Origin of the sequence: Neptuniibacter sp. (assembly GCF_024231755.1) — a bacterium.
Lineage (GTDB): Bacteria > Pseudomonadota > Gammaproteobacteria > Pseudomonadales > Balneatricaceae > Neptuniibacter.
In genome coordinates, this window is sequence record NZ_JAAEQH010000256.1 from 22860 (window position 1) to 44274 (window position 21415).

Annotated in this window: 16 protein-coding genes; 12 read left to right on the forward strand and 4 right to left on the reverse strand. The window is 47.2% G+C overall.

Annotation, left to right across the window (positions count from 1 at the left end; all coding sequences use genetic code 11):
- Positions 1 to 44 precede the first annotated feature (44 nt).
- Both GY843_RS13710 and GY843_RS13715 read right to left on the reverse strand, forming a co-directional pair.
- Complete coding sequence (locus GY843_RS13710; protein WP_297310496.1) at positions 45 to 899, reverse strand: DMT family transporter; 855 nt, start codon at positions 897 to 899, stop codon at positions 45 to 47.
- A gap of 280 nt (positions 900 to 1179) precedes the next feature.
- Complete coding sequence (locus GY843_RS13715) at positions 1180 to 4035, reverse strand: valine--tRNA ligase (protein ID WP_297310497.1); 2856 nt, start codon at positions 4033 to 4035, stop codon at positions 1180 to 1182.
- Between the two features lie 317 nt (positions 4036 to 4352).
- Here GY843_RS13715 and GY843_RS13720 point away from each other — a divergent pair, with 317 nt between their 5' ends.
- Positions 4353 to 4703, forward strand: a complete 351-nt coding sequence (locus GY843_RS13720; RefSeq protein ID WP_297310498.1) for a four helix bundle protein — start codon at positions 4353 to 4355, stop codon at positions 4701 to 4703.
- A 209-nt stretch (positions 4704 to 4912) separates the two neighbouring features.
- Positions 4913 to 6019 (forward strand): hypothetical protein, encoded by a 1107-nt coding sequence (locus GY843_RS13725; RefSeq protein ID WP_297310499.1) that lies wholly within the window; start codon positions 4913 to 4915, stop codon positions 6017 to 6019.
- A gap of 219 nt (positions 6020 to 6238) precedes the next feature.
- On the opposite strand, the gene GY843_RS13730 is transcribed toward GY843_RS13725, so the two are convergent.
- Both GY843_RS13730 and GY843_RS13735 read right to left on the reverse strand, forming a co-directional pair.
- A complete protein-coding gene (locus tag GY843_RS13730) occupies positions 6239 to 6670 on the reverse strand; it encodes a DNA polymerase III subunit chi (protein WP_297310500.1) in 432 nt (143 codons plus the stop codon).
- Between the two features lie 21 nt (positions 6671 to 6691).
- A complete protein-coding gene (locus GY843_RS13735; protein WP_297310501.1) occupies positions 6692 to 8188 on the reverse strand; it encodes a leucyl aminopeptidase in 1497 nt (498 codons plus the stop codon).
- A 197-nt stretch (positions 8189 to 8385) separates the two neighbouring features.
- On the opposite strand from GY843_RS13735, the gene lptF reads away from it, so the two are divergent.
- The 10 genes from lptF to GY843_RS13785 all read left to right on the forward strand — a co-directional run bounded on the left by lptF (position 8386) and on the right by GY843_RS13785 (position 21241).
- Positions 8386 to 9504, forward strand: a complete 1119-nt coding sequence (gene lptF / locus GY843_RS13740) for an LPS export ABC transporter permease LptF (RefSeq protein ID WP_297310502.1) — start codon at positions 8386 to 8388, stop codon at positions 9502 to 9504.
- A complete protein-coding gene (gene lptG / locus GY843_RS13745) occupies positions 9501 to 10586 on the forward strand; it encodes an LPS export ABC transporter permease LptG (protein ID WP_297310503.1) in 1086 nt (361 codons plus the stop codon). The genes lptF and lptG overlap by 4 nt, the downstream gene beginning before the upstream one ends.
- Positions 10587 to 11245: 659 nt before the next feature.
- Complete coding sequence (gene trpE, locus GY843_RS13750; RefSeq protein WP_297310504.1) at positions 11246 to 12727, forward strand: anthranilate synthase component I; 1482 nt, start codon at positions 11246 to 11248, stop codon at positions 12725 to 12727.
- A 294-nt stretch (positions 12728 to 13021) separates the two neighbouring features.
- The gene (locus GY843_RS13755) at positions 13022 to 13915 is read left to right on the forward strand and encodes an ABC transporter substrate binding protein (RefSeq protein ID WP_297310505.1); all 894 of its coding nucleotides are present in this window, start codon (positions 13022 to 13024) and stop codon (positions 13913 to 13915) included.
- Between the two features lie 3 nt (positions 13916 to 13918).
- Complete coding sequence (locus GY843_RS13760; protein WP_297310506.1) at positions 13919 to 16414, forward strand: EAL domain-containing protein; 2496 nt, start codon at positions 13919 to 13921, stop codon at positions 16412 to 16414.
- Positions 16415 to 16523: 109 nt separating this feature from the next.
- Complete coding sequence (locus GY843_RS13765; protein WP_297310507.1) at positions 16524 to 17105, forward strand: aminodeoxychorismate/anthranilate synthase component II; 582 nt, start codon at positions 16524 to 16526, stop codon at positions 17103 to 17105.
- Between the two features lie 17 nt (positions 17106 to 17122).
- Complete coding sequence (trpD, locus tag GY843_RS13770) at positions 17123 to 18145, forward strand: anthranilate phosphoribosyltransferase (RefSeq protein WP_297310508.1); 1023 nt, start codon at positions 17123 to 17125, stop codon at positions 18143 to 18145.
- A gap of 17 nt (positions 18146 to 18162) precedes the next feature.
- Positions 18163 to 18972, forward strand: coding sequence for an indole-3-glycerol phosphate synthase TrpC (gene trpC, locus GY843_RS13775; protein ID WP_297310509.1), 810 nt, complete (start codon positions 18163 to 18165; stop codon positions 18970 to 18972).
- Between the two features lie 12 nt (positions 18973 to 18984).
- Entirely contained in the window at positions 18985 to 19398 is a 414-nt protein-coding gene (locus GY843_RS13780) for an OsmC family protein (protein ID WP_297310510.1), read from the forward strand.
- Between the two features lie 193 nt (positions 19399 to 19591).
- Positions 19592 to 21241 (forward strand): cache domain-containing protein, encoded by a 1650-nt coding sequence (locus GY843_RS13785; protein WP_297310511.1) that lies wholly within the window; start codon positions 19592 to 19594, stop codon positions 21239 to 21241.
- Positions 21242 to 21415: the final 174 nt, after the last annotated feature.

A 21415-nucleotide genomic window follows, 5' to 3' on the forward strand; every position in this document is an offset into this window, starting at 1 on the left:
ATGACGGTAAGGGTGAGCCTGGATTTAAAGGGCGCTGAGCCGATTTATCTCAGTTTTGAAATCAGGAACGATAATATTCCAGAGGCAAAAATAATAGCCAGGCCTATTGCGCTGACCGTATCAGGCCATTCGTTGAAAACAAGAATGCCCAATACGGTTGCTGCTATGAGCTGTGAATAAACAAACGGAGCAACAATACTTGCTTCCAGATGGCGATTGGCTTCAATTATGATGAGATTGCCTACTGCCGATGCTAATGAACTGATCAAGATCAGGATGACCAACTCAGTATCAAATTGATTTGGAATAGTGGGTATAGCTGCTGGAGTTAATGCAATGCCCCCGACCAGAAGGGTGGATAGCAAAATAAGGCGGGGGCGATAGTGAGTGGCGAGCCAGCGGTTACAAACTAACATGCTGCCGTAACAAGTCCCTGAAAGCAGTGCGAAGAATGTGCCGCTGTCCATGTTTATCCCTGGCTTAACCACCATCAGAACACCAACAAATCCGATAAGTAATATTATCGAGCGTAGTAAATTGATTCGCTCTTTCAAGACAATGGCTGCAAGGAAGTAGGCGACGATTGGTCCAACAAAGAAAATACCAAAGACATCAGCAATGGGTTTGGTTTTTAACGCCGTGAGGATACTAAAAATGGCACAGCAGAATAGGGCAGCACGTATCAGTAACCGCCAGTTGTAGAGGTGTTTTATTTCGCTGAATACAAGCCCGGACAGAGGTAGTATCAGGATAAACCCTACGGCTAAACGACTCCAGGCAATAAAAATAGGATCTGCGCCTTGAAGCCCCAGCATTTTGCCGGCGGTATCACCAACTGGAATCAGTGAAAGTCCTATCAATAGCATACCGAGTAGAAGCCATTTTCTTTGAGAGATCATCCAGGTTTAGCCTTTTGGTGGAGTGCTTTAGATTTATGGAAGCGCCATCCTACTCAAGGTTTTTTTTCATTACTAAGTACTTTACAAAGTGGTCTGACCGAGGGGGATGATAGGGGTATGGGTGTCCCATCATTTCTCAATGAAACTAAAAAGCCCGGTGATTTCTCACCGGGCTTTTTGCTTTTAAGGGCTTTTCCTAGCCACTTGCAGCGGCGAAGCCGCGTTCTAGTAGCGAAGCGTTCTGGGAGCAGAGCGACCCGCGAAGCGTGCTAGCTACTTATTAAAGAGCTTCGATTTTTCCGTACTGCTCTTTCAGCTTATCGAAAGCTGCTTGAGAGCCTGCAAGTTTCTCACGCTCTTTAGCGATAACTGCTTCTGGTGCGTTAGAAACGAATTTCTCGTTACCCAGCTTACCTTCTACACGGCCGATCTCTTTCTGCAGTTTATCCAATTCTTTCTGCAGGCGAGCCAGTTCAGCATCTTTGTTGATCAGACCTGCCATTGGAACCAGAACTTCCATATCGCCAACCAGCTGAGTGGCAGCCATTGGTGCTTCGTCGCCAGCGTTCAGCCAAGTGATGCTGCTCAGGGATGCTAGTTTAGACAGGAAGGTACGGTTAGCTTCCAGGCGCTGCTGATCCAATTCGCCGCCGTTCTGGAACAGTACATCCAGCTCTTTAGCAGGGGAGATACCCATTTCACCACGGATGTTACGTACGCCAGTGATAACGCCTTGTAGCCATTCGATCTCAGCTTCTGCGTCTTTATCGATCTTGTCGTTGTTTGCAACTGGGTAAGCCTGAGTCATGATGGTATCGCCTTCAACACCGGCCAGACCTTTAACCTGCTGCCAGATCTCTTCTGTGATGTACGGCATGATTGGGTGAGACAGACGCAGGATTGTTTCCAGTACGCGAACCAGTGTGCGGCGGGTGCCGCGCTTAGCTTCAGCGGATGCATCTTCGTCCCACAGTACCGGCTTGGATAGCTCAAGGTACCATGCGCAGTAGTCGTTCCAGATGAAGTCGTACAGGGTCTTGGATGCCATATCGAAACGGTATTCGTCGAAGTGTTTAACCACTTCTGCTTCAACCGCTTGTAGACGGCTAGCGATCCAACGATCTGCCAGAGACAGTTCAACATCACCGCCGTTCTGACCGCAATCTTCACCTTCGGTGTTCATCAGTACGTAACGTGCAGCGTTCCAGATCTTGTTACAGAAATTACGGTAACCTTCCAGACGCTTCATATCCCAGTTGATGTCACGGCCCGTTGAAGCCAGTGCAGCCAGAGTGAAACGCAGAGCATCGGTACCGTGTGCCTGAATGCCTTCCGGGAACTCTTTCTTAGTACGCTTGCCGATCTTCTCAGCCAGTTGTGGCTGCATCATGTTGCCGCAACGCTTGTCCAACAGAGTATCCAGTTCGATACCGTCGATCATGTCCAGTGGATCCAGTACGTTACCTTTGGACTTGGACATCTTGTCGCCGTTTTCGTCACGGATCAGACCAGTAACGTAAACAGTTTTGAACGGAACCTGTGGTTTGCCGTCTTCATCTTTCATGAAGTGCATGGTCATCATGATCATACGCGCCACCCAGAAGAAGATGATGTCGAAACCAGTAACCAATACATCAGTTGGGTGGAATGTCTGTAGGCGCTGGGTGTTTTCAGGCCAGCCCAGTGTGCCGAATGTCCACAGTGCGGAGCTGAACCATGTATCCAGTACGTCATCGTCCTGGCGTAGTTCAACTTCTGGATCCAGGCCGTATTTCGCACGAGCAGCTTCTTTGTCTGTTGCTACGTATACGTTGCCTTCGTTGTCGTAGAAGGCTGGGATACGGTGCCCCCACCACAGCTGACGTGAGATACACCAGTCTTGAATGTCGCGCATCCAAGCGTTGTACATGTTCTCGTACTGCTGAGGTACAAATTTGATATCGCCTTTTTCTACTGCTTCAACCGCTGGTTTTGCCAGAGTTTTAGCATCTGCAAACCACTGGTCAGTCAGCATTGGCTCAATAACTACACCACCACGGTCGCCGTAAGGAACCGTCATGTCGTTTTCTTCGATCTTAACTAGAAGGCCAGCTGCTTCGAAATCCGCAACGATTTCACGACGTGCCGCGAAACGCTCCATACCTCGGTATTTTTCCGGGATGTTGGTGTCGATGTCGTTATTTGGTGTGCCGTCAGTGTTAAAGCCTTCGCCTTCTTCGCGGATATCAGCGTTGTAGGTCAGGACGTTGATCATTGGTAGACCGCAACGTTTACCTACTTCGTTATCGTTGAAGTCGTGTGCAGGAGTGATTTTTACGCAACCTGTGCCTTTTTCCATGTCAGCGTGTTCGTCGCCAACAATTGGGATACGACGGCCAACCAGCGGCAGGATGATCTCTTTACCGATCAGATTTTTGTAGCGCTCATCTTCCGGATTTACCGCAACACCTGTATCACCCAGCATGGTTTCCGGACGTGTAGTACCAACTACGATGTGATCTTCGCCAGCTGCAGTTTTAACGCCATCAGCCAGTGGGTAACGTAGGTACCACATCTTGCCTTTGACTTCTTTGTTCTCAACTTCCAGATCAGAGATCGCAGTGTGTAGTTTAGGATCCCAGTTAACCAAACGCTTGCCACGGTATACCAGGCCTTCGTCATACAGACGGATAAACACTTCCTGTACTGCGTGGTAGAAGCCTGAATCCATAGTGAAGCGCTCGTGCTCCCAATCTACGGAGTTACCCAAGCGACGCATCTGACGAGTAATCGTACCGCCGGATTCTTCTTTCCACTCCCAGATCTTTTCGATAAAGGCATCACGGCCCAGATCATGGCGAGTCTGTTGTTTCTCTGCAGCCAGTTTGCGCTCAACTACCATCTGGGTAGCGATACCTGCGTGGTCTGTACCTACCTGCCACAGAGTGTTTTTACCCTGCATACGTTTGTAACGAGTCAGAGCATCCATGATTGTGTGCTGGAAAGCGTGACCCATGTGCAGGCTACCGGTGACGTTCGGTGGCGGAATCATGATGCAGTAAGAGTCACCTTCGCCCTGTGGCGCGAAGTAGTTGTTTTCTTCCCAGGTTTTGTACCAGGATTTCTCAATTTCGTGCGGCTGGTAAGTAGTATCCATTGCGCTTCTTTTGGCTAAAACTTTTACGATTAATGGCAGCCTTGAACTTTGGGGGCTGCTCGATAAGACCGCGCATTATACAGGTTAAAAGTAGCCTTAGGCTACTTTTAACAGCACGCTATGCCGCATAGCGGCAGCTGCTAGTACGGCTGCGCCTGCGAGGGGCTAGAACGCGGCGAAGCCGCTGCTAGGAAAAGCTTAAATGCGGTGGTATTTTAGGTTTTGAATTATCTCGTAGCTACGGAGTAGCGTGCTAGTAGAGGCGGAGACTCGTTCTCGCCACTAGCCACTGGAGCGAAGTGACACAGGAGGTGTCAATGAGTTATGAAAGTCTGGATGTATGGAAACGATCCTGTCGATTGAGTTGTGAGCTGTATATGCAGCTATCGAATTGTCGGGATTATGGCTTCAAAGATCAGATAACCCGTAGCGGTTTATCTATCCCCAGTAATATTGCTGAAGGTTTTGAGCGTGGTTCTCAAAAAGAGAAACGGCAATTTCTCCTCTATGCCCGTGGTTCTGCAGCTGAGCTGAAAACCCAAATCCAAATTGGTAGCAGGGTGGGGTTTATTTCTTCAAAGATTGCTCCGGTTTGGCTGAAAGAAGCTACAGAAATACAGCAGATGCTCGGTGGACTTTTGAATTCCATAGATAAATCAGCACGCTAACACGGCTGCTGGTAAAACTTACATGCGGCGGTAAGCTGGCTTTTTCTAGTAGCAACGAAGTGCGTTCTAGCCCCTCGAAGCGACGCAGGAGCGCGCTCGCTACTGGAGCAGAGCGACCTGCGTTCTAGCCACTCGTAGCTGCTTTGCAGCGTCCTAAAAAGTAGTTACTTCTATACTAGAAGTAACTACTTTTGATCGGAGGGCAAAACATGAAACAGTGTTATGCCGCACGCGGTTTTTTACCTTGTGATGATCCGGCGACTGAATTGGTATTGGGGGAGCCTTATGAAGTGTTGGATACAGTGGGTAATTCATTACCGAGTCTATTGCTAGAAAAAGATGCCCGTGATTATTTGCGTAGGGTATTTGTGCCTGACTGGCCTTATGTAAACATCCCGGACGATCTACGCTCTCAAGCTTGCCTCTACTATGTAAGGCTAGGTTTCATCGCCTCGGGTTACATTAATCAGATAGGTCAACCCCAGTGTCATTCTCTCCCTGCTAACTTGGCGAAACCTTTGTGTAAGATTGCCAATCTTATGCAACGTCCCTCTATCCTGAGTTACGACGGTTATGCGTTGTATAACTGGAAACGGTTTGATCTTCGTAAGCCGGTTGAGTTGGGGAATATTGATACGTTGCAGAACTTTGTCCACCTCTATGATGAGCATTGGTTTATTTTGGTTCATGTGGATATCGAGGCAAAAGCAGCAGAGATTTTGGATGCAGTATTATCCCTGCATGGTGAGGTCGGCCCTAAAGAGGTAGATGTGGCGTTAGATAAAGTGGCTACAGCCATGACTAGTATTATCCAGATACTTCAACGTATACCTGAACGTATGTCTGATGAGTTGTACTTCTCTAAATTCCGACCCTATATCGGTCAGTTCAGAGAAGTGGTTTATGAGGGCGTGAATATTGAGCCAATAAGCTTCCGTGGTGAGACTGGAGCGCAGAGTTCGATCATGCCGTTGTTGACGGAGTTTATGAAAATTCCCCATCAGGACAATAAACTAACTCGTCACCTTTACGATATGCGTCAATATATGCCTGCCGAACATCGCTTGATGCTAGAGCAAGTGAGGGCGATGCCTGATCTAAAACAAGTGGCCCAATCAGATAAGTTTGATGCGGTGTTGGAGTTGATGGCCTGTTTCCGTGAAGTGCATTACCACTGGGCGATTAAGTACATAGCCCGGCGTTGTAATGATCAGCAGGGAACTGGTGGTACACCTTATATGCGCTGGCTTAAGTTCTTAATCGAGGAGACTCGAGGCCATAAGAAATCTGGAGGGGCAGGGACGGTCGTAGCGTAGGTTTCCGCGAGCACGCTTGCCGCGTAGCGGCAGCTGCTAGGACGGCTCCGCCTACGAGTAGCTAGCACGCTACTTTGTAGCTACGAGAAAATTCAAAACCTAAAAGCCACGGGTTTAAGTTATTCCTAGCAGTCGCGAAGCGACGTTCTAGCAGAGGCGAAGCCTCGTTCTCGACACTCGTAGCTGCTGCTTCGCGGCAAGCGTGCTCTTAGCCTCGCCTTAGCGCTTGCGCATATCGTGCATATCAATGGATATGCCGTTTGCCTGGTAGGATTTGTAGTTATTACGAGTGGAGGCTAAGACTTCCTCACTCTGGATAACGATTTCCAGGATGCGGTCAAATTCTAAAGCATCTTTTGGGATGTCCAGATTCAGGTTTACGAACACATCTTTATGTTCAGGGCGTTGAGTGTCCCAGCCAATTTGTACGCCAGAGTTAAGCTTGTCACCCAGCAGTTCGTGAGGGATAAATGCTTCGGGCTGAAACTCCCAGAGAAGCTGATCGATACGTTTAGCTTCAGATTCATTTGCAGTCTGGATATAGAGTTCGTGGCCAAGGGCACGGATTTTGGTAACCAAACGGCATAGGAAACGACCCCGAGCATCGGGATCGTTTGAAGGCAGAACGTAAAAATCAGCTTTACTGGTCATCTGTTGCTTAAACCCTAGGGTTTATTCCTCATCCGCTGCTTGGTTAAGCAGGTATTGAGTCAGTAGAGGTACGCAGCGACCGGTTGCACCTTTCTCTTTGCCACCACTGTTCCAAGCTACACCTGCGATATCTAGGTGCGCCCAGCGGTACTCTTTAGTAAAGCGGGATAGGAAACAAGCTGCGGTAATGGTGCCGCCAGGGCGACCGCCGATGTTGGCGATATCCGCAAAGTTGGAATCCAGTTGTTCCTGGAACTCATCCCATAGAGGAAGCTGCCAGCCTTTATCTGCAGCCTGATCGCCTGCTTGCAGCAGTTCGGCTGCAAGGTCATCGTTGTTGGATAAAACGCCTGTAGCATGGTGGCCCAGTGCAATGATGCAGGCCCCGGTCAGCGTAGCGATATCTACGACTGATGCTGGCTCAAATTTGCCAGCGTAGGTCAGCGCGTCACACAGAACCAGACGGCCTTCTGCATCGGTATTTAGAATTTCCACTGTCTGACCAGACATAGTCGTAACGATATCGCCTGGCTTAGTCGCGTGGCCGCTTGGCATATTCTCTGCTGCAGCAACGATACCCACTACGTTAATCGGTAGAGCCATCTCACAGATCGCTGTCATTGCGCCGAATACGCTAGCTGCACCGCACATGTCGAATTTCATTTCGTCCATGCCTGCGCCTGGTTTAAGGGAGATACCACCTGTGTCGAAAGTGATACCTTTACCCACTAATACGTGAGGCTTATCACCCTCTTCGCCACCTTTGTATTCCATAACGATCAGTTTAGATGGCTGTTCGCTGCCGTTGCCTACTGAAAGTAAGCAGTGCATGCCTAGTGCTTCCATCTCTTCTTCGTCAACGATGGTAGCTGTCAGGTCTTCGAATTCGTCATCTAGCTCGAGTGCCTGTTCAGCCAGGTAGGTTGGAGTACAGAAATTGCCCGGCAGGTTACCAAGATCACGAGCGATGCTGGTGCCGTTTACAATCGCTGTGCCATCGAGCAGTGCTGTTTCAGCAATCTCAGAGTCTTCTTCCGAGGTATGGATTGAGATCTGTTCCAGTTTTAATGGATCAGCTTTTTTGCTTTTGGTTTCGTCGTAGCTGTATAGCTCATGGCCAGACCATTCAACCAGGTGACGTAGCTGACGATACTGGTCTTCATCGTTTGTCAGGTTTTCACCCAATGCAAAAGTAACGCTGCTCACGCCTGTGCTTTTAACGACACCCATCGCAGCTTTAACCGCTTTACGGAAGTTTCGGTCGTTACGATCTTCAGCTTTGCCTAAACCTAGAAGAAGTACACGTTTTGCGGCAAGACCTGGAACTTTATGTAGTAGCAACGTTTGTGCGCTTTTGCCGCTGATATCACCACCATTCAAAATCTCGCTGATATAACCTGAGCTGGCTTCATCGGCCGCTTTTGCTGCGGAGGAAAGGGTTCCTTCTGTTTCTACAGCAACAACTAAACATTCGGTTTCCAGTGAAGGGATATCACTACTAACAATTTCAAAATCCATGGTGGCTCCAAACTCGCGGCTAGCTGCCGTCTAAACGAGACAAAGTTGGCGGATTCAAGGATAATGCCGGTACTTTTATATACACCGATAAGAACGGCACCTTGGTTGTGTACAAAGTCTTACACTGTTTCATCCGCTGTAAGGCTGAATAATATAAACCATTTTTGTGTCGGTAACAGGTTTCGCAAGGATATAGAGTGATTGTTTATCGCTATTTAGCACGTGAAGTTCTGGTCAGCATGCTTGCGGTCAGTTCTGTGTTGCTGGTTATCATCATGAGTGGGCGCTTTGTGAAGTACCTTTCCAAAGCTGCTGTGGGTGAACTGGACCCTGGGGTTTTGTTCTCCATTATGCTCTATCGTTTACCGGGTTTTCTGGAATTGATTCTGCCGCTAGGCCTGTTTCTAGGGTTCCTGCTGGGATATGGCCGTCTCTATCTTGAAAGCGAGATGACTGTTCTTGAGGCGACGGGGATGAGTCAGAAGAGGCTGGTGGCTTATTCCATGGGGCCAGCACTTATGGTGGCGGTTATTGTGGGCACGCTCTCTGTTTTTATATCTCCGCTTGGTGCATCTGAAACCAATAATATTTTTGATCAACAGGAAAACCGAAGTGAACTGGAAAGTCTGACTCCGGGGCGCTTCCAGAAGCAAAAAAATAGTCCGCGCGTGACCTATACCGATTCTCTTGATGAGAGTGGACAGCTGGGTATGATCTTTATGGCGGATCGAAATAAGAGTAATGATCGTCTGCAGATAACTTTGGCGCAGACCGGTACTACCTTTATTGATCAGTCCCGTGACCAGCGTTTCCTGGTATTGGAAAAAGGTTATCGTTACGAAGGCGTACCAGGGCAGGGTGATTATGTTGAACTTGGCTTTGAGCGTTATGGTAGTGAGATAGAGCATAAGAATCAGGAGATACGGTTTGATAAGGTGGAAGCGCTACCTACTTCCTATCTTTGGGCGTCTGATGAACCCCGTCACCAAGCGCAGCTGAATTGGCGACTTTCCCTGCCGGTTCTGGCGATTGTTGTAACGCTGCTTGCTGTACCATTGAGCAGGGTAAACCCACGTCAGGGCCGTTTCGCACGTCTAGTGCCTTCTATCCTTATTTATCTCACCTATTTGGCTGTGCTGAGTAACATCACTAGCAAGGTGGGCGATGGTGAGGCCAGCCCTTGGGCAATCTGGCTTATCCATCTTATTTTTGGCCTAGGCGCTTTAAATATGATTGTTTTTGGCCGTTTTTGGAGTCGGTTGTTTGACCAGATCCCGATGCCAAGTCTGAAACTCAGCAAGATAAAGAAATCATGAAGTTACTCGATCTATACATAGCGCGTCATGTGCTGGGCGGTTTTCTCATTGTCCTGTTGACCATTGTGGGTTTGGATATGATGTTCGCTTTGGTTGAAGAGCTGAAGGATGTTGAAGGTGCTTATACATTCGCTGAAGCCGTTAAATATGTGTGGCTGACGGCACCAAGTCGATTTTATGAGTTCATTCCTCTGTCCAGTTTGATCGGTTGTTTGTTAGGTCTTGGGGTGCTGGCATCAAATGCCGAGCTAACAGTGATGCGTGCGGCTGGTGTATCAACCATGGGAATTATCCTGTCAGTGATGAAGCCGGTTCTTGTCATTATTTTTGGCGGGCTAGCGATTGGTGAGTTTGTGGTGCCGGTAACCGAACCGATTGCCCAGAGTCACCGACAGGTGAAAATCACCGGTGGTGCTATCCATAGTGCAAGTAAGATTTGGCATCGTGATGATATGACCTTTATTCATATTAACGCGGTTGAGACAGATGGTTCGGTGCGCGGAATTACCCGCTATGAATTTAATGATGACCTGACACTGGCGCGCTCTAGCTTTGCCGAAGAAGGTGTCTTTGACGGTGAAAACTGGCTGCTACAAGAAATTGAAGAAACTCGCTTCCCTCTGCCTAGTGCAGATCAGGGTTTTGAGGCACAGAAAGTGCAAACAGCTGTGCTGAAAACAGAAGAGTGGAAAAGTGGTTTAACACCGGATCTGCTTAAAGTGGTTATGGTTAAACCGGCTAATCTGTCAATGGTGGGCTTGATTGACTATAGCGATTATCTGGTAGAACAAGGGCTGGAGGCATCTCAATATAGGGTGGCGTTCTGGAACAAGCTACTGATGCCGTTGGCAATCTTTGCGTTGGTGTTAATTGCGGTTTCCTTTATCTTCGGGCCGTTGCGAAGTGTGACGGTAGGCCAGCGTCTGATTACAGGGATAGTTATTGGATTGGTCTTCAAGCTTACTCAGGATCTACTGGGGCCGACCAGTACTGTGTTTGGGTTCTCCCCGTTGATTGCGGTTCTTTTGCCTATCCTGATCTGTTTTGCCTTCGGTGTATGGTTACTACGTCGCGCTAGGTAACTATTGCTGCGGACTGTTTTGTATTGTGTTTCTCGAAATAATCGATCTTTATGTTAACTAAAATCGATTTTTTTGTTTTTGGGGCTGCGTATAACCTAGTCATCAGTCACAGGTTATTCCCTCATGCTAAGAACCTGTAATTGCTACTTGGAAATGTAGCGGCTCTCGGAATCAAAGGTATCTGATTCCAACATCATAGCTCTTGTACGCCCCGGCTTGCCGGGGCTTTTTTTAAGCACGCATATATAAAGGCAATGCGTTCGTTATCAAAGTTCTGCAGTTCGAAGGGAAATTACCCTTAATCCTTACAAATCTTGCTTAATTGATGTGGCAGCAGTTGAACTGAAACAACGGCTGCTATATTGTTCCTCTATCTATAACTTTATTAAGCCTGCCGTGATGCCATTTGCAACAGCAACGCTGAAAAATACTGGAACAACTGGTCGTTTCCCATTTGTGGGTGAGCGATGGCGATGGCGTGTCTGAATAAACCGGCAGACACAAATTCGGCTGGGGTCTATCCTGTAGCTCCAATGCCCTGACATATCAGCGGTTCTTGCTAAGCCCTGAAGATACCTTCCCTATTTTGTCTGCTCGATACGCCTGTTAGTTCGTCTTTATCGTTTTATTATTTTTTACCGGCATTGTGAGAGACCAAAATGACCCCTGAACAGTTTGCGGAACTGGCCGCACAAAACTACAACCGGATCCCTGTTACCCGCGAAGTACTTGCTGATCTGGATACACCTCTTTCGACTTTCAAAAAACTGGCTAATGCGCCTTATAGCTATCTGCTCGAATCTGTTGAGGGCGGTGAGAAGTGGGGGCGTTACTCGATTATCGGTTTGCCGTGTCGCACGATTCTGAAGGTGCATGGTGATCAGATTGTTGTTACCGAAGATGGCCAGGAAGTTGAGTCATTACAGATGGAAGACCCGCTGGAATTTGTTGAACAGTTCCAGCAGCGTTACCGAGTACCAGAACTACAAGGCATGCCACGTTTTAATGGTGGTCTGGTGGGCTATTTTGGTTATGACTGTGTTCGTTATGTTGAAAAGCGTCTCAAAGACAGTTGCCCTGAAGATGTGATTGGCACTCCAGATATTCTATTGATGGTGTCTGATGAAGTTGTGGTGTTTGACAACCTTGCCGGCAAACTGATTTTGATCTGTCATGCTGATCCTGCTGAAGAAGGATCTTACGAAAAAGCTCAGCAGCGTTTGGATCAGTTGGTTAATGACCTACGTGTTGCAACACCTTACGATGAGCCAATCGAGAATCAGCGTGAAGTTGCTGAAACTGAGTTCAAGTCCAGTTTTGGTGAGCAGGCGTTTATGGACTCTGTGGATAAGATCAAAGAATACGTACTGGATGGGGATATTATGCAGTGCGTTATTTCGCAGCGTATGTCTATCCCGTTTGCCAGCAAACCATTGGATCTATACCGGGCCCTGCGTTGCTTGAACCCTTCTCCTTATATGTATGTGCTGAATCTGGATGATTTCCATGTGGTGGGCTCGTCTCCTGAGATTCTGTCGCGTGTGGAAGACAGCATCGTTACCGTGCGTCCAATTGCCGGAACGCGGAAGCGTGGTGCTACGCCAGAAGAAGATCTGGCGATGGAAGAGGAGTTGCTGGCTGACCCTAAAGAGATCGCGGAACATCTGATGCTGATCGATCTGGGGCGTAACGATGCTGGCCGCGTATCGGAGATCGGAACAGTTAAACTGACCGATAAAATGGTGATAGAACGCTACTCCCATGTAATGCATATCGTTTCTAATGTTGATGGAACGTTAAAACCGGGTGTGACGGCTATGGATGTTCTTCGTGCAACACTCCCAGCGGGAACGTTGAGTGGCGCACCTAAAGTACGTGCCATGGAAATTATTGATGAGATGGAACCGGTAAAACGTGGCGTATATGGCGGTGCGGTAGGTTACCTCTCATGGAATGGCAATATGGATACAGCTATCGCGATCCGTACTGCCGTGATTAAAGATGATGTTCTGCATATCCAGGCCGGTGCCGGTGTGGTGGCGGATTCGATTCCGCGTCTGGAATGGAAAGAGACGATGAATAAAGGACGGGCTGTTTTCAGTGCAGTCGCAATGGTGGAAAAAGGGCTGGACAACCTCTAGTCAATGTTAGATCGCCCCATTTCCCAATTTTGATAGAGACCACTGCCTCCCGGTTGGTCTCTATTAAAAACTGTTCTCTATGTGAAAACAGCACTCTTTTCGGAAACTGATCTGTATTTGAAAGCTGATCCAAATTAGCTTGCCCTAAAAACTGTAGCTATAGTTTTACTTTAACCAATAACGTACAAGGGAAAGAAAATGATGCCCAAATCGCTGGCCCTCACGTTTATTTTGTCCTGTTTAACCTTTTTTGCCAGCTCAGCCTTTGCCGCACCTTTCAAAGTGTTAGTGGTGATGAGTTATGAGCAAGATTTTCACTGGAGTAAGGCAATTAAAAAAGGGATCGAATCCGCACTGCTAACCGAGGCTGATTTGACCTTTTTTTATATGGATACCAAGGTTAATAAAGCGGGAGGGGCTCAAAAAGCCTCGGAGGCTTTTGCTCTATACAGCTCCCTGAATCCAGACGGTGTAATTACGATTGATGATAATGCTCAATCTATGTTTGTAGTGCCGTACCTGAAAGATAAAGTAAGCACCCCAGTTATGTTTGCGGGTGTAAACGCCGCACCTGCTAAATACGGTTTTCCTAATGATCACATCTCCGGAGTTCTAGAGAGAGGTCATATTCGAGAGTCGATTGTATTTCTCCAGCAATTGATGCCGAAGGTTAGCAAGATAGGTTTTATCACCAAGGACAGTCCTTCTGGGAAGGCGGTGATTGGTCAAGTAGAAGAGGAAAAAGGTGACTATGCTGCAAGCATCTGTGGGATTGAGTTTGTTCATGATGTAGCAACAGTTAAGGCTGCAGCGCAGAGTTTGTCTGAGTCATGTGATGCGGTTTATATCGATGGCGCAGCTGGGATTAAAAAACCTCAAGGGGGAAGTCTCAGCTATAGCGAATTGTTCAGTCTGGTTGCGCAGGATTTTTCGGGGCCTATCATTGGGGCAAATGGCCATCATGTTGAAAGTGGAGCATTTTCTGCCGTGGTTAAAACAGGATATGAACAGGGGAATCGAGCTGGATCATTGCTTCTTAAGGCAATGCAAGGAACGCCTGTTTCAGCGATTCCAGTTACTCGGAATTACCGCGGTAAGCGTGTCTTGAATGCTACGGCAGTTAAAAAGTTTTCTTTAACCCCGAGGCCTGTTCTGCTGCGTGGAGTGAAATTGGTGCGTGGGCAGTGATAGATGGCAGGACTGGCTAATCTTCGATTAAGTAGTAAATTACATATTCTTGTTGCTGTGGTGGCCATAGGGTTGGGGGCCATGGCGCTTCTGATGGCTGTTACTTTGAAAGATGTACAGCATCTGTCAAAACAAACAGCTTCAGAGCAGGCTATCTCTCTCGTAGATAATGCCCGTTTTGGAAGGAAACTTTCGAAGTTCCTGCTGGATGTAAAGCTGTTTGAGAGTGGCTTCTACAATGATATGGCGTACCTTAATGAAGAAGGCGCGCGTATACAGGCAGAGTTGCATGATCTGGTTTTAAATGCCCCTACTCAATATCAGCAGTTACCTATTCGGGAGTATGCTCGTAGCTTTAGGGAATATCTGCAGATCTGTTCTTCAATCAATCTGGCCTTAGAGCAACAAGCGCTTTTATCACTTAGCCTGCATACCCAATTGGATCTACTGGAGTCAAAACTGACGAAATGGTTGGTGGATGCAACAGTAGAGGGACGTGATGTTTACTTCTATGAGCAGATATTAGCGCTCATTACGGGTTATCGGGAAACCTTACTTAAGATCGATAGACAGCAGGCTGAGCATGAAGGTTATATGCTGCGCCGAACTAGTAGTGACTGGTTTGTCGAAATTATGTCGCTTATCGATGATCTAATCCTACGTTTAGATACTGCCACTGCTTCGACTCCGGAAATTTCTTTAGTTACTTCTAGTATGCAAGATAATCTCAGGCTGTTTAAGCGTAGCCATGTTGTGCTAGAAGAAAAAACGCAGGCGTTATGGCGCTATTCAGATGCTAATCATGCTACAGCGACAAAAGCATTAGGCGTGCTTGAGCGTAGTGAGGAAGTTGTTGAAGAAACAGCACTAGAGCTTGGGATGCTACTTGATGAAATTATTGATACCTCGCGAGAGCGGATTGTCTTAATTCTGATTGCGGTGCTATTTATCACCTTGCTTTCAGTCACCTTAATTATCAAGCGTAATATTCGTAAACCGTTGGACGGTTTAATACAGGGTATCCAGGCTTTTCAAGAAGGAGATCTTGATAAGCAGGTCGATTTAAAGCGTCGAGATGAGTGGGATGATGTGCAAACGGCGTTGAATCAGATGGCGCACGCGCTGAGAGTCAGTTATGACAATATCCAGGATAAGCAAGACAGTCTAACCCACTTAGCTCACCATGATGTGCTAACCGGTTTGCCTAATCGCTTGATGTTAATGGAACAGTTGCAACACACCATACATAAGTCAGAGCGCTCGGGTGAGCGTTTCGCGCTGCTATTTATGGATCTGGATCGGTTTAAGAACGTTAATGATAGTTTGGGTCATGCAGCGGGAGATAAGCTGTTGATCGAAGTTTCAAAACGTTTAAGTGCCTCAGTACGCAAAATGGACACTCCCGCTCGTCTAGGCGGGGATGAATTCACCGTGATTCTGGATTCTATCGAGGATCCAAAAGATGCGGCTAAGGTGGCGCATAATTTAATCGACGCTTTTTCTCGCGTAGTTGAGATTGAAGGTCGTGATCTGTATGTAACGACCAGTATCGGTATTAGTTTCTACCCTGAAGATGGCAAAGGGGCTGATGAATTGGTGCGTAATGCCGATGCAGCGATGTATAAGGCTAAACAGAATGGGCGCAATGGGTATCAATTCTATACCGAGAAAATGACTCAAGAGGCATTCACACGCATGGAGTTGGAATCCAGCTTGCACAAAGCGGTGAAAGAGAATGAGTTTATTGTCTTCTATCAGCCGAAGTTGGAGCTGAAAAGTGGAAAAGTTGTCGGGGCTGAGGCCTTAGTACGTTGGCACCATTCTGAGCATGGCTTGATTTCCCCAGATAGCTTTATTCCTGTAGCAGAAGAAACAGGTCTGGTGGTTGATATTGATTTCTGGGTACTTCGCAGTGTGTGCCTACAGTTGAAGGACTGGGATGAACTGTCTGACCAGGGTGAGGCTTTGGTTGTTTCAGTTAACTTTTCCGCCAGGCATATGGAGCAGTCGAATCTCACTGAGAGAGTGAAGGCGGTGATAGATGAAATCGGAATTGAAGCCTCTCGAATTGAGATCGAGGTGACCGAAAGTTTGATCATGAATAACATGCAGGTGGCGATGCAGCAGTTGCAGGAGTTGCGAGAAGCGGGCTTCAAAATTGCCATTGATGATTTTGGTACCGGTTATTCCTCTTTGAGCTATCTGAAAAATCTCCCGGTTGATACTTTGAAAATTGATCGTGCTTTTGTCTCTGATCTAGAAAATGATCGTCATGATGCAGCGATTGCGCGTTCGATTATTTCGCTGGGCAATGATCTTGGACTTGCTGTTATTGCCGAAGGTGTTGAGTGCCAGGCGCATCTGGATTTCTTGGCTAAAGAGGGGTGCCAGTTTGGCCAAGGGTTCTTTTTTGAACGTCCTATCCCTGCTGCAGAGTTTTATGAATTGCTGGAAGATGCGGATAAAAAAATGCCCCAGGTACAATTTCCCTCTGGGTAACTAGGAAGTGAACTGTTAGAATCCTGAATCCTATTTTTTAAGACATATGCTTGTTGTATTGGAAGAGCTGCTTCCATAGCAACTGCCTGCTCTATAAGGTATATCCGCTATGCTGATTATGATCGACAATTACGACTCGTTTACTTACAACGTGGTGCAGTACCTCGGTGAGTTGGGGGCAGATGTGCATGTCTATCGTAATGATGAAATTTCTATTGAAGAGCTAGAAAAGCTGAACCCTACTCATCTGGTAATCTCTCCAGGTCCATGTACTCCCAATGAGGCGGGTATCTCTGTAGCGGCAATTAATCACTTTGCTGGTAAGTTACCTATTCTGGGTATCTGCTTAGGGCATCAGAGTATTGGTCAGGCTTTTGGCGGTGATATCGTCCGTGCCAAGCAGGTGATGCATGGTAAAACCTCTGCTGTTCATCATGAGGGAGGTGGAGTCTTTGCAGGACTTAACAATCCAGTCGAAGTGACTCGCTACCACTCTCTGGTTATTGACCAGAAAACCATTCCGGATTGTTTGGAAATTACGTCCTGGACTCAGGATGAAGATGGAAATATCGATGAGATCATGGGTGTTCGTCACAAAGAATTGGATATCGAAGGGGTGCAGTTCCACCCTGAGTCCATTCTGACTGAGCAGGGACATGATCTTCTGGCTAACTTCCTTAAGCGAAGCTGATTAAAAAGGTTAAGAACATGGATATTAAACAGGCACTGGCAACTATCGTTGATGGCCACAGCTTAAGCTCCTCAGATATGAAGCAGGTTATGGGGCAGATCATGACCGGCAATGCGACTGATTCACAGATTGGTGGGTTGCTTATAGCGCTGCGCATGAAAGGTGAAACCGTGGAAGAGATCACGGGTGCAGCTGATGCGATGCGTGAGCTGGCTACCCCAGTACATATTGACGCTGCCAATGCTGTAGATATTGTTGGTACAGGCGGCGATGGTGCAAACCTGTTTAACGTATCCAGTGCATGTTCATTTGTCGTTTCTGCAGCAGGTGGCAACGTAGCTAAGCATGGGAACCGTTCTGTTTCTTCCAGTTCAGGATCTGCAGATTTGTTGGAAACAGCGGGTGTGAATCTGGCGCTTACTCCTGAGCAGATCGCGCAGTGTATTGATCAGGTGGGTGTGGGCTTTATGTTTGCTCCTCAGCATCACAGTGCAATGAAACATGCCATTGGTCCACGTAAGGAGATGGCTCTGCGCACGTTGTTTAATATTCTTGGTCCGTTAACCAATCCTGCAGGTGCGAAACATTATCTGCTAGGTGTGTTTGATAAATCCCTGTGTAAACCTATGGCAGAAGCACTCAAAGCATTGGGTGCAGTACATGCGCTGGTGGTTCATGCGGCTGAAGGCCTGGATGAGATCAGTCTTGCAGGTGAAACTTATGTGGCTGAGCTGAAAGGTGGTGCGGTCTCTGAATATAGCATCACAGCAGAAGATGCCGGTTTGGAAAAACAGTCGCTGGATGGGCTTCAGGTGCATAGCTCTGATGAGAGTCTGGCTCTTATTCAGTCCGCATTTGCAGGTGAAAATAAGAAAGCGATTGATATGATCGCACTGAATGCGGGTGCGGCTCTGTACGCTGCTGATCTGGCTGATTCTCTACAGGCGGGTGTTGCCCAGGCGAAAGAGGTTATTCTAAGCGGCGCAGCTGCAGAGAAAGTTAAAGAACTGTCTGAATTCAGCCAGGCGTTTAAGGGTTAGGCTTTTAAGGTTAAAACATGTCTGATACACCAACGATTTTAAAGAAAATACTGGCGCGTAAGGCAGAAGAAGTAGCGGAGCGTGAGCCTAAAACTTCTACGGCTGACCTGAAAGCTCGAATTGCAGATCAGAAAGGAACTGCTTTTGATCCTCGTGGCTTTGCTGCGAATATGGAGCGTGCGATTGCTGAGGGGCGTTCAGCGGTTATTGCTGAAGCGAAGAAACACAGTCCATCCAAAGGCCTGTTGCGTGATCCGTTTCTGCCCGCTGAAATCGCTAAGTCATATGAGCTGGGCGGTGCCAGCTGTTTGTCTGTGCTGACTGATAAAGATTACTTCCACGGCTGTGAAGAGTATCTGATGGAAGCGCGTGCTGCGTGTTCTCTGCCGATTATTCGTAAGGATTTCATCGTAGATCCTTACCAGGTTTACGAAGCGCGTGCGATTGGTGCTGATTGCATTCTGCTAATTGTTTCTGCTCTGGAAGATCAGCAGATGGCTGATCTGAATGGGTTGGCGGTTGAACTGGGTATGGATGTGCTGATCGAAGTGCATGGTGCAGATGAGTTGGAACGTGCGTTACCACTGAATAATAAGCTGGTGGGTATCAATAACCGTAACCTGCATACATTCGAGGTAACACTGAACAATACTTACGATCTGTTGGATTCTATCCCGGATGATCGAATCGTGGTGACTGAGAGCGGTATCCATAGCCGCGAAGATGTTCAGGCGATGCGCGAACATAATGTACATAGTTTCCTGGTGGGTGAGGCATTTATGCGCGCTGAAAATCCAGGTCAGAAACTGAAAGAACTGTTTGAATAAGGTCGTAGCTGTATGAGTATGAGTGCCAAAGTTAAGTGGGATGGTGATGTTCGTTTTCAGGGCACTACGGGTTCCGGTTTTGATGTGATGATTGATGGCGAGCTGAAGCAAGGTCCTCGCCCAATGGAGCTGATGTTGTTAGGCCTGGGTGGCTGCACCAGCTATGACGTCGTGGGGATTCTAAAGAAAACCCGTCAGGATGTGGTTGATTGCGTAGCTGAAATCGAATCCGAACGCGCTGATGAAGTTCCTGCAGTATTTACTAAAATTCACGTTAAGTTTGTCGTAAGTGGTCGTGATCTTAACCCTAAAAAGGTTGAGCGAGCGGTTAAGCTTTCTGCTGAGCAGTACTGCTCTGCTTCTTTGATGCTGGAGCGTGGTGGAGTAGAGATTACCCACAGCTATGAAATTATTGAGGTAGAGTGATTGGGTTGCTGATTCAATAAGATCAAATGCTTAATGGCTTTTCTGGGCGGGTTATTCGAAAGAATGACCCGCTTTTTGTTTTAGGGAGCAGAAAATAACACTAAAAATAGTTATAGTCGCATGAGCGCTTTTTAATCAGTATTTGTGGTTTATAAGGTGTGAACGCATATGCTGGTTGTTATTGGGTGATGTTATGCGCTTATCTATTACGAAAACAATGGCTTTGGGGATTGTGGTATTACAGGTTGTAACAGTCTGTATTATTCTGCTTTCCTCCTACTTCACGACTGAGCAGGTCTTGCTTGGTCATGCCCAGCAATTGATGCGTAACCTTTCCCGTGAAGTTATTCACCGTTCTGAGGAATTCCTCTCTCCTGCTAGATCGGCAGTAAATCTGACTCAAAGTTTGGCCAAACATCAGGTTGTAAGTTCTGAGCGGCCAAATGATATGGAGCATTATTTCTATGAGCAGTTGATGCTCTATCCTCATATTGCGGGCATCTACTACGGTAACCTGGACGGTGATTTTTATTTTGTTAGACGTAGCTCGGAAGTGGCAGATTTTCAGATCAAGCGCATTACCGAAGATGGTGGAGAGCGTCGGGTCTGGAATCGTTGGTATAACAATGATTTTCTCCTAAAAAAAGAGATGGATGATCCAGAGGATCGTTATGATCCTCGTACTCGCCCCTGGTTTACCAAGGCAATTGGTGAGCGAGGTCAGATCTGGACAGACCCTTATTTGTTTTTTACTTCACAGACTCCAGGCATAACGGTTGCTAGCCCTGTATTCTCGAAATCTGGGGATATGATGGGGGTTGTTGGTGTTGATATTGATCTATCTTCCCTATCTGATTTCCTCGGTCAGCTTGATTTGAGTGAGCAAGCCTCAGCTTTGATTGTGAACAATAATGGTGATGTTGTTGCTCATAGGAGTCTTAAAGGGGCATATATTGAAGACAAATCTTCCGGCATGAAGCGTTTGTTGCGGGTTGAAGAGCTGGAGCAGGCAGAATCTAGGGCAGCTGTTGAATCTTTACAGCTTTCGCCCGGTTGGTATGTATTAAATACGGCTGTGAATAGTGGTTTTGAATACGACGGTAAGATGTATCAGGCGGTGTTTACTCCATTCTCCGATAACTGGCCGTGGTTGTTAGGTATCTATATGCCAGAAGAGGATTTTCTGACCGAGATTAAAGCTAATCAACACTTCAATATGGTGTTGGCCGCTTGTGTAACGCTGATAAGCGTTTTACTTGGGGTTTGGTTTGCTCGCTCTCTGTCCCGGCCTATTCTGGATATTCAAAAGGGAGTTCAGTCTGTACGCAGGGGAGAGCTAGAAGTTGATATCGATTCGCGGGGCAGTATTTTCAATGATATTGCGGAAACTTCTGAGGCATTCTCCAAAATGCTTTCGGTTTTGAAAGAAAACCAGCTTCAGGGTGATCAACTTAAGGCAGAACTGGCACGACAGACTCATTTTATGGAAGCCGCTCTGGCTAACATTGATGATGGGGTTGTTGCCTGTGATGCTGATGGGAAGATGATTTTCTCCAACCGTGCGGTTATGAAACTGCGTGGTTTACCGGAAAATGCTCGTTTAGAACGTTTTGATGATGCGCCTTTCAGGGTTTATGCAGCGGATGGTTCAACCTTGCTGGAAAAATCTCAGTGGCCAATCTTCAGGGCTCTTCATGGTGACGAGGTTTCAAATCTCGAAGTGGTTATAGTGGCTGCTTGTGGGGAGAAGCATCGGGTTAAAGTATCGGGTACTGCGCTGTTTGATAGTGATGGCGAGAAGATCGGTGCTGTCGTCGCAATGCATAGGGTTGGTTTCTCCTGAATCCCTTTTTATATCGCTTGCAAGCACCTTGCAAGGTGCGTAGAATTACGCGTCCTTTGGAGAACTATTTCCAATCTCCTTGCCCTCGGTCACATGGTGTGGTCCGGAGGCTACTAACCCGTAAGGAGCTACAATGCGTCATTATGAAATCTTATTTCTGGTTCACCCGAACCA

What these genes read in the sequence shown, in the direction of transcription:
- GY843_RS13710 (WP_297310496.1), bottom strand. Translation starts at nt 899, where the DNA reads ATGATCTCTCAAAGAAAATGGCTTCTACTCGGTATGCTATTGATAGGA.
- GY843_RS13715 (WP_297310497.1), bottom strand. Translation starts at nt 4,035, where the DNA reads ATGGATACTACTTACCAGCCGCACGAAATTGAGAAATCCTGGTACAAA.
- GY843_RS13720 (WP_297310498.1), top strand. Translation starts at nt 4,353, where the DNA reads ATGAGTTATGAAAGTCTGGATGTATGGAAACGATCCTGTCGATTGAGT.
- GY843_RS13725 (WP_297310499.1), top strand. Translation starts at nt 4,913, where the DNA reads ATGAAACAGTGTTATGCCGCACGCGGTTTTTTACCTTGTGATGATCCG.
- GY843_RS13730 (WP_297310500.1), bottom strand. Translation starts at nt 6,670, where the DNA reads ATGACCAGTAAAGCTGATTTTTACGTTCTGCCTTCAAACGATCCCGAT.
- GY843_RS13735 (WP_297310501.1), bottom strand. Translation starts at nt 8,188, where the DNA reads ATGGATTTTGAAATTGTTAGTAGTGATATCCCTTCACTGGAAACCGAA.
- lptG (WP_297310503.1), top strand. Translation starts at nt 9,501, where the DNA reads ATGAAGTTACTCGATCTATACATAGCGCGTCATGTGCTGGGCGGTTTT.
- trpE (WP_297310504.1), top strand. Translation starts at nt 11,246, where the DNA reads ATGACCCCTGAACAGTTTGCGGAACTGGCCGCACAAAACTACAACCGG.
- GY843_RS13755 (WP_297310505.1), top strand. Translation starts at nt 13,022, where the DNA reads ATGAGTTATGAGCAAGATTTTCACTGGAGTAAGGCAATTAAAAAAGGG.
- GY843_RS13760 (WP_297310506.1), top strand. Translation starts at nt 13,919, where the DNA reads ATGGCAGGACTGGCTAATCTTCGATTAAGTAGTAAATTACATATTCTT.
- GY843_RS13765 (WP_297310507.1), top strand. Translation starts at nt 16,524, where the DNA reads ATGCTGATTATGATCGACAATTACGACTCGTTTACTTACAACGTGGTG.
- trpD (WP_297310508.1), top strand. Translation starts at nt 17,123, where the DNA reads ATGGATATTAAACAGGCACTGGCAACTATCGTTGATGGCCACAGCTTA.
- trpC (WP_297310509.1), top strand. Translation starts at nt 18,163, where the DNA reads ATGTCTGATACACCAACGATTTTAAAGAAAATACTGGCGCGTAAGGCA.
- GY843_RS13780 (WP_297310510.1), top strand. Translation starts at nt 18,985, where the DNA reads ATGAGTATGAGTGCCAAAGTTAAGTGGGATGGTGATGTTCGTTTTCAG.
- GY843_RS13785 (WP_297310511.1), top strand. Translation starts at nt 19,592, where the DNA reads ATGCGCTTATCTATTACGAAAACAATGGCTTTGGGGATTGTGGTATTA.